Genomic DNA, 12,930 nt, shown 5'->3' on the forward strand with positions numbered 1-12,930 from the left:
CGCCCTCGGTCCGTGAGTCAGTCGTCCCGGTCATTTTCACCTGTTGTCGAAGTCGCTCCCGATGAAGTACGTCGCCGTCTGTCCGGTCTCGAACCGGAATTCGAGGACGAACCACTGCTGCTGTGCGTTGAGGTTCTCGCTGAACACGAGTTCGACTGTCTGGGTGTCGTCTCCGGGCAGTTCGATGTTCGGGTTCAGGTCCTCGAACGACCCCGGGATCACCCACGGGCTGTTGCTCGCTCGGTTCTGTCCGTTGACTCGCACCTGGTCGAGTTCCGGGTCGATCCTGTCGTAGAAGGCGATCCGACCGCGGCTGAAGCTGTTGTTCTGGCCCGCGTCTGCGTTGTTTCTGAACGTCGCCGTCACGGTGTTTCCTTGCCAGTCCGCCGCGACGAGTTCGATATCGCCCGGCGCTGCCGGGTTGATCTCCAGAATGTCGTCGCCTCGGCCGCCGCCAATCGGCGTTCTGTCCATCCCAACCGGAGCGTACTCCAGTTCGTAGGTTCCCTGTAGATCAAGTTCGAGTTCGCCGTTTTGCACCGTGATGTCCGTCTCGTCGAGGTTGTTGTTTTGCTCGATTTCGTCTGCCAGCAACTCCTCCCAGTCGGCCTCGCTGAGTTCCGTCCCGAGCGTGATCGTCGGGTCGTCTACCTCCTGCGTTTCGAGGACGCCCGGGATCGGTTCGATCGAGGCGGCCTGTCCGCCGCTCTCGAAGTACGACCTGTGTATCGGGATCAGACTGATCACGTCGCCCTGCAGCAGTCGCTGATTCGAGAGTGGCACCGTTGCATCCCCGTAGTCGCTGTAGACGACCGTGTTCTCGTATCGGACCGTTCCGTGCTCGTCGAACTCCGTGTAGTCCGGTGTGTACTCGATGAAGCGATTCGCTGGCTCGAACCGCTCGAACAGGTCCGGCAGGGTCTGTGTCTGCCCATCGACCGTCACCTCTGCCGCTATCGTTTTGTTGTCCGTCGTCCGTAAGGTACCCGACGGATCGGGCGGATTGACGGCGATCACTCGACTGGGAAACTCCGTGCCGAGTTTCACCGTCGTGAACCGGTCTTCGCCCGTCGTTTTCGCCTGCAGCGTCTCGCTCCGGAGTTGCACCATGTCACGCTGGGCGTCCTGATAGTGATTGAACTCGATCTCCTGATTTTGGTCCGGAACGACGAATGCCTGATACACCGCAAACAGGATGATGATCATCCCGAACAGTAGCACTGCACCGATCTGTATCGACTGCGCCCGGGTATCTGGCCGAAGATCCATCGAGAGTATATCTCTCTTGTCGGGTTTGAAATACTTAAAGCGCGGGGAAAATCCGGCCGGTTTCGGCACTGATCCTCGCGACCGTTTCAACTCAACTCGAATAGGAACTCGAAACGACCTCCCGGATGCGGTCGGCGGTCACCTCGCCGACGCCCTCCACTGCGAGTAACTCCTCCTTCTCGGCGGTCATCACGGCCTCGACGCTACCGAGCGATTCGAGCAGCGCCCGAGCGGTCACCGGCCCGACTTCGGCGATAGAGGCGACGACGTACTCCTGCTGTTCGGTGAGCGTCTTCGACTGCTTCTCACCGTGAACGCTCACTTCTCGGTCGTCGCGTTCCTGTTCGCGCTCCGCGATGACTTCCAGCAGATCTGCTGTCTCCTCCTCGCCCGCAGTCTGCATCACGCTCGCGCCGAAATCCACCGCGAGCGACGCGAGCGCGCCGCCGATTGCCTTTGGATGGACGTTTCGCTTCCCGTAGAGGTTCTCGCCTTCGAGGATCACCACCGGACGGCCGTAGTGACGGGCCGCGTCGCCCACCTGCTCGAACAGCGACCGGTCGCCGCCGGTCAGCGTATCCAGAAAGTCCTCGACGCTCTTTCGCTCGACGACCACCCGGTCCGAGAGCACGTAATCGCCCACTTCGAGCGTCTCTAGACGCGTCTCGACGCCCGAGCGCGTCGACAGATCCCGCGGAATCGCGGCGTCGAGTTCCCGCTGGTCGACGACGATTTCGACTTCGTCCTCGCCCTCCGCCGTCGCGACGACGGCCTCTCCATCCTGTCGCTCGGAACCGCTCTCTCCATTCTGCCGTTCCGAATCGCCGTCCCCTGATTCGCTCTCCTCCTCTGAGGAGGACGCGCCGCCAGCGAACGCATCGAGTCCGGCCTGCCCATCGGATTCGTCCGGTTTTCCGTCCGTGGATTCCCCCTCCCGAGCCGACCCCTCTCCGGTTTCCCCTCCGTCACCGTCGGCGCTCACGGCCTCCTCTGGAACACCGTCGAGTGCGACCTGCTCCCCAAGTTTCCCCTCGATGGTTCCGGCGGCGTCTTTCAGCCCTCGGAGTTGCTGTTCCATCTTCTTTTCGTCCTGTCTGGCCTTCCAGAAGTACGCCTCGTCGCGGGTGTCCTCCGCGAGCAAGACGACGACCCGCCCCTCGGTCTGACGGCCGGTTCGACCCTTCCGCTGGATCGACCGGATCGCAGTCGGCACGGGTTCGTAAAAGAGGACCAGATCCACCTCCGGCACGTCCAGCCCTTCCTCTGCGACTGACGTGGAGACGAGTACCTCGAACTCGCCCGCCCGAAACCGCTCCAGCGTGTCCTGCTGTTCGGTCTGGGTCATCCCCTCGCTGCCGTCAGTGTCCGACTGCCCGACGAAGCGCTCGACGGTGAAGTGATCGCCCAAAAACTCGGTCAGCGCCTCGGCGGTATCCCGGGACTCAGTGAAGACGATGACGCGCTCGCCGTCGTTGATCCCGAGCGTCTCCGCGATGAGCATCCGCGCGCGCCGGTACTTCGGGTGGAGACCGTCGTACTCCTCGGCGAGTCTGACCGCGCGCTGTACGTTCGGGTCCGAGACCATGCGCTGGTCGGCCTTCGAGGCTCCCGACGACCGGGCGGCCTCGCGCTGGCGGTCCATGTACTGCTCGAAGGACTCGACGCTCTGTGTCTCGACGTAGGTTACCGCGGTTCTGAGCTTTCGCACCTCCGCGAGGAGACTCATCCCCTGGTAGCCCTCCGACTGGTCGTCGTCCATCAACCCCCGGACGCGGCCCTGAATCTTCTGGATCTCTCGCTCGGAGAGACTGGGGTCGGTGCGACCGGTGACGCCCAGTTCCTTCAGACTTGTCAGTCGCTCCGTGATGACCTCCTGAATCAAATCCCGAATTTCCTCGACTGTCTCGGGCAACTCGACGCGCTTCCACTCGACGCTCGTCTCGTGGGTGTACTCGCTCACGTCGGCGTCGGATTCGGTCATCACCTCGACGTTGTCGATGCCGAGGTTCGCACAGACTTGCAGGATTGCCTCCTCGTCGTCGCCGGGCGAAGCGCTCATCCCCGTCACGAGCGGGTCGGCGGCGTCCTCGTGATAGCGCTCTGCGATGTAGTTGTAGGCGTACTCGCCAGTCGCGCGGTGACACTCGTCGAACGTGCAGTGTGTCACCGACGCAAGCGAGATTCGGTTGCCGACCAGGTCGTTCTCGACGACCTGTGGGGTGGCGATCACGACCTGCGCGTCCGCCCAGAGTTCGCCGCGCTCGGCGGGGCGCACCTCGCCGGTGAAGACCACTATCTCGTCGTCGGGAATCGAAAGTGCCTCACGGTAGAAGTCGGCGTGCTGGGTGACGAGTGGCTTCGTCGGCGCGAGCAGGAGTGCTTTGCCGCCAGTTTCGTACAGTCGGTGGGCTGTCACCAGCAGCGAAATCGCCGTCTTGCCGAGTCCGGTCGGGAGACAGACGAGCGTGTGTGCCGACAGCGCCGACTCGGCCAGTTGGGTCTGGTACTCCCGACGTTCGAGCAACCCGGTCGTGACCAGCGACCGGTCGATGGTCTCGTCGTCCGTTCCGGTCGTCGCCATTCACTGTTCCTTGCGCGTCCCCGCGGTTAAGCGTTCGTGTAGCAGGGTGAAAGTGATTGGTGGTTCCGCAACAGTGAAGACAACGACTCGGGTTATATTGCAAAAGGTATTTTGTTGTGTGTATATCCATACTGAATCATATGACGGGGGAACGACCATATTTTGCCTATGTGTTGGCCGCAATCGGGGTTACTCATCGGACTCATCATTCCGATGCTACTCAAACAAACCCTGGATGAGACTATCATCGTCGCACTGTCAATTGCTGGCGGAGTGACGTTTTGTGGTGCGTTATGGTACGGCGATCTTCGGAAAAACCGTGAGAATCGCGACGACCAGCTTGTCAAGATCCACCATCGTGCGGGGTGGAACGGACTTTGGGCGGTAGTTGTTCTTTTGGTTACTTCGATATTTGTTTTTGAAAACACAGCATGGGAAATACAATTTTCTGAGGTTGATCTCTATATACTGCTTGCAGGCGTCTTCACCCAGGTGATTTCTGTGGAATGGTACAAGTGGATATTGTAGACAAACTCCCAACAGACGTGAACAGGAACGATACGATTCAACTCACGAATTGGCTTATGAATTAACGGCTTTCCTCATCTGTTGTGGCCGCGTTGGGGCTCCTGAACCGGACAGAAAACATAATGGTTCTTCACGGTGTATGGTACCGTGGACCTATGAGCAAAGACATTCTCATGATCGTCGGAGATTTCGGAGAGGACTACGAGATAATGGTGCCGTTTCAGGCACTGGAGATGGTCGGGCACAACGTCCACGCGGTGTGTCCGAACAAGGAGGCAGGCGAGACGATCAAGACGGCGATTCACGACTTCCGTGGCGACCAGACCTATCTCGAAGAGCGCGGCCACAACTTCGAGTTGACCGCGACGATGGACGAGGTGGATCCGACAGAGTACGACGCGCTGTGTGTCCCCGGCGGGCGCGCGCCCGAGTACCTCCGCACCTACGACGAGGTCATCGAGGCCGTCCAGCACTTCTTCGAGGCGAACAAACCCGTCGCGTCGATCTGCCACGGCCCGCAGATTCTCGCCGCGGCGGGGGTTCTCGACGGCTACGAGATGACCGCCTATCCTGCGGTTCGCGCCGAAGTCGAGGCCGCTGGCTGTTCCTGGGTCGACGGGGTCGTCCGCGACCGAAACCTCGTGACCGGACAGGCCTGGCCGGACCACCCCGAATGGCTTGCCGAGTTCCTCGACCTGCTCGGTGATGAAATCGTCCACGGCGACCCGGCGGTTGCGGCCGACGACTGAGCGACGGCGATTCTCACGCGATTCCGCTCACCTGCATCCCCAGCCACATGACGCCAGCAGCCACGGGCGCGATTGTGAGGTTGTCGTCGACGACGAACCCGCGTAGTTCGGGCTTGACGCCGTCGGCGCTCATCCCGGCGATCCCGCCGAGAACGGCGACGTGTGGCATCTCGGAGGCGAACGGGAACGCGATAGCGGTACAGAGACAGAACATCGCGGCAAGCGAACGGGGTCGTTTGACGCGGCGAAAGCCGCCCGTCGAGATGACGCCGCTGATCGGGTCTGCGAGGGTGAGCATGAGAATGGCCGGAACCGCGATCTGTGGCGCGAACGCGAGCGCGACCCCCGCCGCCGAGAGCATATACAGCGCGTAGCCCGCAACGTCCGCCTGTTCGTACTCTCTGGTGAGTCGGTCGAAGACAACCCAGTCCAGACCCACAGAGAGACGAACGAATTCGAGCGCCGTCGCACCGACCGCGCCGACCGCGAACAGAAGCACGACGGTCGACCACGTGAGCACGTCGAGCAGGTACAGCCCCGGGAGCGCGGACCCGCTCGCGTGAACGAGTCGTCGGGGCAGTTCGACCGCGACTGCCCACTCCCGGAACGCGGTCGCCATCGCTCAGAGGTCCTCGAACGACTGAACCCCGTCCCGCAGGTCGGCAACCGTCGCCGCGAGGTCGTCGATTGCCACGCGCGCCTGGGATCGTGAGTCACGGTCGCGGATCGTGACGGTGTCGTCCTCCATGGTGTCGTAATCGACCGTAACACAGAAGGGCGTCCCGACCTCGTCCTGACGGCGGTAGCGTCTGCCGATGGCGCCGGAGTCGTCGTACTCGACCGCGAGCCCTGCCGCCCGAAGGTCGGCCGCGACCGACCGAGCGCGCTCGGCCAGGCCGTCCTTGTCCATCAGCGGGAAGACGCCGACCGTCGTCGGCGCTATCTTCGGTTCCAGCGAGAGGACGGTTCGCTCCTCACCATCGACGGTTTCGGTCCAGTAGGCGTGCGCGAGCACCGTGTACACCAGCCGACCGACGCCGAAAGAGGGTTCGACGACGTGAGGCATGATGTGTTCCCCGGATTCGGTCACCTCCTCCATCTCGAAGCCCGTCTGTTCGACCGGAATCGTGTATTTCGACCCGTCCACGTCGACAATCACCTCGTCCCCGTCGAACGCGTCGGGGTCACGTCCTGCAAGCGCGTCGAGCGCCTCGGCGACCCCCTCGGCGTCGCCGCCGAACTCCGGTCCGAGATAACTCATCTCAGGATCAACCGTCGCTCGCTCGACGGTGACGGGCTCGTCGTACTGCTTGAACACCGTGTAGTCCTCGTCGGAGTGCTCGTCGTGTTTCCGGAGGTCGTAGTCGCTGCGGTATGCAAAGCCCGTGATCTCGATCCAGTCGCCGCCGAGTTCGGCCTCGGCGTCCCAGCAATCCGAGGCGTAGTGTGAGCGCTCGTCGGGGAGATGCTGGCGGTACCGGAACCGCTCCATGTCGACGCCGACCCGCTCGTACCAGCCCTTCGAGAGACCGAGATAGTAGGCGATCCACGGGCTCTCGACGACGCTCTCGTCGACGGCCTCTCGGACGGTCATCTCCTCGATGACTCCCTCGTCGTCCTGCTGACTCCCGATGGAGTACAGCGGGATCACGACGTCCTCGACCCGTTCGAGCGGCGGCTGGTCGTCCTCCGGGTCGATGAAGTGTTCGAGTTCGGCCTGTGTGAACTCCCGGACGCGGATGATCGACTTTCGTGGGCTGATCTCGTTGCGGTAGGCCTTGCCGATCTGCGCGACGCCGAAGGGAAGTTGATTGCGGGCGTACTCGGCCCACTGCGGGAACTCGACGAAGATGCCCTGTGCGGTTTCGGGGCGGAGATAGCCCGGCGAGGACGACCCCGGCCCGATGTTGGTCTCGAACATGAGGTTGAAGTCCTCGACTGCTTGCCCGGCGAGAGCAGTTCCACACGATGGGCAGGTGATGTCCTCTTCGGTGATGATCTCAGCGATCCGCTCGTTCGAGAGCGATTCGGCTTCCTCGATATCGGTGTTGTCCTCGACGAGGTGGTCGGCGCGGTGGCTCTGTCCACACTCGCCGCACTCGACGAGCATGTCGTCGAACGTGTCGAGATGGCCGGACGCCTCGAAGACGGCTTCGGGCATCACGTCCGGCGAACTGATCTCCATGTGGCCCTCTCGGGTCACGTAGCGGTCGCGCCAGGCGGCTTCGAGGTTGTCTTTGAGCGCGCCGCCCTCGGGGCCGTAGGTGTAGAAGCCGGAGACGCCGCCGTACGCGCCTGCGCTCTGGAGAAAGAAGCCACGCCGTTTCGCGAGTTCCGCGAGACGCTCGCCCTCGCCGGTCATCGCAGCGCCTCCAGCAGGTTCATATCCTGGACGATGCCGACGAGTTCGTCGCCGCTCAGCACGGGGATCTGCTCGATGTCCTCTTCGATCATCGCCTGCGCGGCGTCACGGACGGTACGGCGCTGGCTCAGCGTGAGTACGTCCTCGGTCATGAACTCCGAGACGGGGCCGGTCGGAAGTTCGACGTTTCGCGTCGGCATGTAGCGGTTCCCGGTAGCCTTGATCCCCTCCCACGCCCACTCGTCGTCCTGGTTTGCGATCGAGTCGCCGGTCGCGTCCTCCCCTTCGACGACGCGTGCGACTTCGAGAATGTCGACTTCGGTGAGAATGCCAGCGAGTTCGCCGTGGTCGTCGAGCGCCACAGCGTAGGGAACGCCTGCGAAGGAGAGTTCGCGCTCGGCGGTCGGAAGTGGTGTGCCCTCGTAGACAGCGTTGATCTCTCGGCTGGCGACGGTTTCGAGTTGTCTGTCACCGTTGGCCTCGCCGCGAGCAATCGCGTGTACGATGTCGGTCACGGTGACGATGCCGACGAGTTCGTCACCCGAGACGACCGGGATCCGACGCTCGCCCTCTGAGACCATCAGGTCGGCAACCTCGGCAATCGTCGCGTCGGCCACCGTCGTCGGAACGTCCTGTGCGAGCAGGGCGAGCTGGTCTTCGTCGGGCCGTTCGATGAGTGATTTCCGGGAGACAATACCGCGAAAGACTTCGCCGTCGTCGGTGTATTTGATCGCAGGAACCGACGAGAACGCGCGCTCTTGCAGGTATTCGAGTGCGTCCTCGCGGGAGCCGGGAAGCTCCACCGTGATGACCTCCTCGCGGGGCGTCATAACGTCGCTGACGTTCATATGTGCCTCTACTCCACGCCCCATCCACTAAGGCCTTACACTTTCCGGGAGTCCCCCCGTGACCGGTCTGGGCGAGCGTCGAACCCACTGCCAGAGTTTATTATCTATTTTCAACATGTGTCTGACGCTGTGTCCCCGCACGCTGGCGATTCTTGCCGGATCAATCCGGAGGGTTTATATTGGGGTGTTACATATTCACATGCATGGAGCCGGAAACGGCAGTCCCGGCGGCAGTTGAAGCGGACACAGAAGTGATGGCCGCAGTCGAAGAAGGGCCGACAGACCAGTTCATCATCGCCGATGTAACCCGGGACGGGGCCTATCTCTCGACACCACTCGAGGACGCGGCATCCCTTCCTGCGTGGCGGTAGCTCCGGTGTTGCGCGCAGCCAACACACCCAGCTTTCTCGATACCCTCCACGTACGAGGTCTATATCTACGCTGAGACGGATACTGTCTCGTCTCTCCCCGAAAAACCCGGGCCCGTACTGTCTCGACAGAAACCGCATCTGTTGCTTCCAGCAATCCCGGTTTTTGCCCGTCCGTCCGGAGAAAACAAACGTTATTGCGACTCCCTCCGTCCCTCCGCGCATGAAGGTACTCGTCACGGATCCAATCGCGGACGCTGGTCTCGCCTATCTCCGCGACCAGGGTCACGAGGTCGAAACCGCCTACGATCTGACCCAGAGCGAACTTCTCGACGCCGTCGGGGACGCAAACGCACTCATCGTTCGCTCTGGAACCGAGGTGACCGACGAGGTGTTCGACGCCGCGCCGGAGCTGATCATCGTCGGCCGCGCGGGCATCGGTGTCGACAACATCGACATCGACGCCGCGACCGACCACGGCGTCATCGTCGCGAACGCGCCACAGGGCAACGTCCGCGCGGCCGCGGAACACACCGTCGCGATGACCTTCGCGACGGCCCGGTCGATCCCACAGGCACACGCTCGCCTCTCCAACGGCGAGTGGGCCAAGGGCGATTTCCTCGGGACGGAACTCAACGACAAGACGCTCGGCGTCGTCGGCTTCGGTCGCGTCGGGCAGGAAGTCGCAAAACGGCTTGGGAGCCTCGGGATGGATCTGGTCGCTTTCGACCCGTACATCAGTGAGGAGCGGGCCGACCAGCTCGGCGCGGAACTCGTCGACGACATCGACGCCTGTCTCGACCGGGCTGATTTCCTGACGATCCACACGCCGCTGACCAGCGAAACCGAGAACATGATCAGCGACGACGAACTCGCCCAACTCGAAGACGGCTACGTCATCAACTGCGCGCGCGGTGGCATCGTCGACGAACCGGCGCTCGCCAGCGCCGTCGAGGACGGCATTCTGCAGGGGGCCGCGGTCGACGTCTTCGCTGAGGAACCGGTCGACCCCGACAACCCGCTGCTCGACGTTGAGGACGTCATCGTGACGCCCCACCTCGGTGCCTCGACATCTGCCGCACAGGAGAACGTCGCCGTCTCGACGGCCGAGCAGGTCGTCGCCGCGTTCAACGACGAACCCGTGCTCAACGCGCTCAACGCGCCCTCCGTCGACAAGAGCGCGTTCCCGCGCATCCAGCCGTACATCGACCTTGCCGACACCGCCGGTGAAATTGCCGTCCAACTGTTCGACGACCGCGTCGAGGAAGTCGAGATCACCTACGCTGGCGACATCGCCGACGAGGACGTCGAACTCGTGACTGCGAGCGCGCTCAAAGGCGTCTTCGAACCGCTGGAGTGGCAGGTCAACGCCGTCAACGCGCCCCGAATCGCAGAGGATCGAGGCATCGACGTCATCGAATCCAAATCTCGTAGTGCGGAGGACTTCCAGTCGCTCGTGACGGTGACTGTCAGCAACGACGACGACAGCATCAGCGTCTGTGGCACGCAGTTCGCTGGCAACGACCCGCGCATCGTTCGCATCGACGGCTACCGCGTCGACGCGGTGCCCCGCGGCCACATGCTCGTCGCCCGCAACGAGGACTCCCCCGGCGTGATCGGCTTTATCGGCTCCGTGCTCGGCGAGGCCGACATCAACATCGCGGGGATGTTCAACGGCCGCGAGACCATCGGCGGCGAGGCGCTCTCGGTGTACACACTCGACGACCCCGTCCCCGACGAGGTGCTCACCCGACTGAACGAGGACGGCCGGATCATCAAGACCACCTACATCTCGCTGAACGGGGCCTGAGATCCCTTCTTAATCCACTTCTCTGAACTAGGTCACTCGGGATACACGTCGACGTCCGGAAAGTACGTCTCGTAGAAGGCGGTGTCGAAGCTGACCAGCGCATCTCCGTCGACCGCCGCGTGACCGCCGATGAGGAAGTCCGCAGCAATATGTTGCCGCGGCGTGAGACTCCCCCCACAGTCTTCGCACTGGACAGCCTGTTTCGTCCCACACGACGGACACTGCAGCCCATCCGGGCGCTGTACGGTGTATTCCTGGAATTGTTCTCCAGCCCGGAACAGTCCCTCCTGTGATGGCTCGACGAGTTGGATGCTGAAGTCTTCGAGAAACTGGTCGAGGTCCGACGGCGTCTCGAAGTGGCCATCCGCTGCGAGTTCGGCGTACACGACCGGCGTAATCACGACTCGCCCCTCTGTGTACGCGCGCCGAAGTTCCGCTTCACTCCTGTCTGCGTGTTCGTCGTCGTACAAAAGTGCGAGCAGGGCGTTCGTATCGACTGCCGTGATCACGACTCGTCCCCCGGGTCACGCTCCGCTTCGGTGCCGGTCTCGCGGGGGTATTCGCCGCGGAGTCGACGCATCCGGTCCGGCATCGTGTCGTTGCGTTCGGCGCTGCCACGGTGTTTCTCGAAGGGGTCCGACCCCTCTGCGGTGGTCGGTGCCTTCTTCTGGATCTTGTAGCCGGACTCGACTTTCTCGAAGGCGATCTCGTCACCGGGCTCGATCCCGAGCGCCTCCCGGATCTCCTTCGGGATGGTGACCTGACCTTTGGTGGTGACGCGAGGCATACTCTCACTAGCGTGTAATTTGATATAGGTATTACGGACTTTGTAATACCGATTGGAAGAGGAGTGTGTCAGAGTACATCGCGAGCGCACCTGTCTCGAGTGACAACAGTCGTTGATGGGTGTACTCCTGTTTTTGTCACTCCGCCCCTCGGACACAACGGCCAAATAGCCGGGCGTCCAGTATCGACGTATGACCGGGAGAACCGCGGCCGTCACCCGTGAGACGGCCGAGACCGACATCGAGGTCACGCTCGACATCGACGGGGACGGCGACGTGACCGTCGAGACGGGGATCGGCTTTTTCGACCACATGCTCGACGCCTTCGCCACGCACGCCCTGGTGGACCTGACCGTCCACTGCGACGGTGACCTCGCTGTCGACGACCACCACACCGTCGAGGACGTGGGAATCGCAGTCGGGACGGCCATCGACGAGGCGCTGGGCGAGAAGCGCGCGATCAGTCGATTCGCCGACCGCACCGTCCCGATGGACGAGGCGAGCGCCACGGTCGTACTCGATGTGAGTGGCCGCCCCCACTTCGAGTTCGACGGCGAGTTCTCCCAGGAGTCCGTCGGCGGGATGACCAGCTACATGGCCAGACACTTCATGCGCTCGCTGGCGACAAACGCCAGCGTCACGCTGCACGCGAGCGTCTCCGGGCGGAACGCACACCACGAAATCGAGGCACTGTTCAAGGCCTTCGCACGCGCGTTCGACGACGCCACCCGCATCGACGAGCGACGGGGCGACCCGCCGAGCACGAAAGGCGAACTCTAGCTTCCCCGAACGCGGTCAGCAATCCGCAGTAACACCGATGTCACCTCCTGACACCGGTGTCCGCGAGCACTTATGGGCGTTCTCGGGCTACTAGCTGCTGTCGATACGACTACTGCTGTCACCATGTCTCAACAGAAATCAGACTACGTCGACGAAACCGAGATTGACGAATCGCTGGACGACCTGCCCGCCGCGGAGACCGTCGAAGCCACTGTCGAGAATCTGGAGGCAAACGGGTTCGATGTCGTCGTCGCTGACGACGCTTCCGACGCGCTCGCGGAGATACGGTCGCGCATTCCCGAAGGCGCGTCCGTGATGAACGGCCACTCGACCACACTCGAAGAGATCGGTTTCGTCGAGTATCTGAGCGAAGGGGACCACGACTGGGAGAGTCTCCCCGACGACATCTGGAGCATCGAGGACGACGCCGAGCGCCAGGCTGCCCGCCGCGAATCACAGACGGCCGATTACTTTCTGGGCGGCGTCAACGCCATCGCACAGACCGGCGAACTCGTCGCGGCGGACCGCTCGGGCAGTCGCATCGGTGCCTATCCCTTTGCCGCCGGAAACGTCGTCATCGTCAGCGGCGTGAACAAGATCGTCCCGACGCTCGACGATGCACTCGACCGACTCGAATCCGTCGCCTACCCGCTCGAAAACGAACGTGCACAGGACGCCTACGGCGTGGAGTCGGCTATCGCCAAGCAACTTATCTTCCGACAGGAACTCGAGGAGGGCCGCACCACCGTCGTACTCATCCGCGAACAGTTCGGCTACTAGCCACATCGTCCCGTTCTGGGCAAAAATTGCCCATTTCTGTCCGACGATGAACGCTCGTGCCCAACACCTA

13 protein-coding genes are annotated in these 12,930 nt (G+C 62.6%); 6 read left to right on the top strand and 7 right to left on the bottom strand.

Features of this window, described 5'->3' with window-relative positions:
• Positions 1-36: 36 nt before the first annotated feature.
• A complete protein-coding gene (locus tag ACMGFL_RS15075; RefSeq protein ID WP_436936353.1) occupies positions 37-1,269 on the bottom strand; it encodes a hypothetical protein in 1,233 nt (410 codons plus the stop codon).
• A 91-nt stretch (positions 1,270-1,360) separates the two neighbouring features.
• Positions 1,361-3,850: a DEAD/DEAH box helicase gene (locus tag ACMGFL_RS15080; RefSeq protein WP_436936354.1), complete on the bottom strand. Its 2,490-nt coding sequence runs from the start codon at positions 3,848-3,850 to the stop codon at positions 1,361-1,363.
• A gap of 213 nt (positions 3,851-4,063) precedes the next feature.
• Between ACMGFL_RS15080 and ACMGFL_RS15085 the strand changes: the two genes are divergently transcribed.
• Both ACMGFL_RS15085 and ACMGFL_RS15090 read left to right on the top strand, forming a co-directional pair.
• Positions 4,064-4,378: a hypothetical protein gene (locus ACMGFL_RS15085; RefSeq protein ID WP_436936355.1), complete on the top strand. Its 315-nt coding sequence runs from the start codon at positions 4,064-4,066 to the stop codon at positions 4,376-4,378.
• Between the two features lie 155 nt (positions 4,379-4,533).
• Entirely contained in the window at positions 4,534-5,127 is a 594-nt protein-coding gene (locus ACMGFL_RS15090) for a DJ-1/PfpI family protein (protein WP_436936356.1), read from the top strand.
• A 13-nt stretch (positions 5,128-5,140) separates the two neighbouring features.
• On the opposite strand, the gene ACMGFL_RS15095 is transcribed toward ACMGFL_RS15090, so the two are convergent.
• Genes ACMGFL_RS15095 through ACMGFL_RS15105 form a run of 3 tightly spaced genes read right to left on the bottom strand, consistent with a single transcriptional unit; the run spans position 5,141 to position 8,337 of the window.
• Positions 5,141-5,746: a dolichol kinase gene (locus tag ACMGFL_RS15095; protein ID WP_436936357.1), complete on the bottom strand. Its 606-nt coding sequence runs from the start codon at positions 5,744-5,746 to the stop codon at positions 5,141-5,143.
• 3 nt (positions 5,747-5,749) lie between these two features.
• Positions 5,750-7,489 (bottom strand): glycine--tRNA ligase, encoded by a 1,740-nt coding sequence (gene glyS / locus ACMGFL_RS15100; protein ID WP_436936358.1) that lies wholly within the window; start codon positions 7,487-7,489, stop codon positions 5,750-5,752.
• Entirely contained in the window at positions 7,486-8,337 is an 852-nt protein-coding gene (locus ACMGFL_RS15105) for a CBS domain-containing protein (RefSeq protein WP_436936359.1), read from the bottom strand. Before ACMGFL_RS15105 ends, glyS begins: the two co-directional genes overlap by 4 nt.
• A gap of 203 nt (positions 8,338-8,540) precedes the next feature.
• On the opposite strand from ACMGFL_RS15105, the gene ACMGFL_RS15110 reads away from it, so the two are divergent.
• A complete protein-coding gene (locus tag ACMGFL_RS15110; protein WP_436936360.1) occupies positions 8,541-8,708 on the top strand; it encodes a DUF7556 family protein in 168 nt (55 codons plus the stop codon).
• Positions 8,709-8,928: 220 nt separating this feature from the next.
• Positions 8,929-10,515, top strand: a complete 1,587-nt coding sequence (gene serA, locus ACMGFL_RS15115) for a phosphoglycerate dehydrogenase (RefSeq protein WP_436936361.1) — start codon at positions 8,929-8,931, stop codon at positions 10,513-10,515.
• Positions 10,516-10,547: 32 nt separating this feature from the next.
• On the opposite strand, the gene ACMGFL_RS15120 is transcribed toward serA, so the two are convergent.
• Positions 10,548-11,024 (bottom strand): type II toxin-antitoxin system VapC family toxin, encoded by a 477-nt coding sequence (locus tag ACMGFL_RS15120; RefSeq protein WP_436936362.1) that lies wholly within the window; start codon positions 11,022-11,024, stop codon positions 10,548-10,550.
• Positions 11,021-11,302, bottom strand: coding sequence for an AbrB/MazE/SpoVT family DNA-binding domain-containing protein (locus tag ACMGFL_RS15125; protein ID WP_436936363.1), 282 nt, complete (start codon positions 11,300-11,302; stop codon positions 11,021-11,023). The genes ACMGFL_RS15120 and ACMGFL_RS15125 overlap by 4 nt, the downstream gene beginning before the upstream one ends.
• Positions 11,303-11,492: 190 nt before the next feature.
• Here ACMGFL_RS15125 and hisB point away from each other — a divergent pair, with 190 nt between their 5' ends.
• Positions 11,493-12,080 (top strand): imidazoleglycerol-phosphate dehydratase HisB, encoded by a 588-nt coding sequence (hisB, locus tag ACMGFL_RS15130; protein WP_436936364.1) that lies wholly within the window; start codon positions 11,493-11,495, stop codon positions 12,078-12,080.
• 123 nt (positions 12,081-12,203) lie between these two features.
• Positions 12,204-12,860 carry a lactate utilization protein gene (locus tag ACMGFL_RS15135; RefSeq protein ID WP_436936365.1) on the top strand — a complete coding sequence of 219 codons (657 nt, stop codon included), beginning with the start codon at positions 12,204-12,206 and terminating at the stop codon, positions 12,858-12,860.
• Positions 12,861-12,930 lie beyond the last annotated feature (70 nt).

The sequence above is a fragment of the Halovenus marina genome (genome assembly GCF_051414115.1).
Classification (GTDB): domain Archaea; phylum Halobacteriota; class Halobacteria; order Halobacteriales; family Haloarculaceae; genus Halovenus; species Halovenus marina.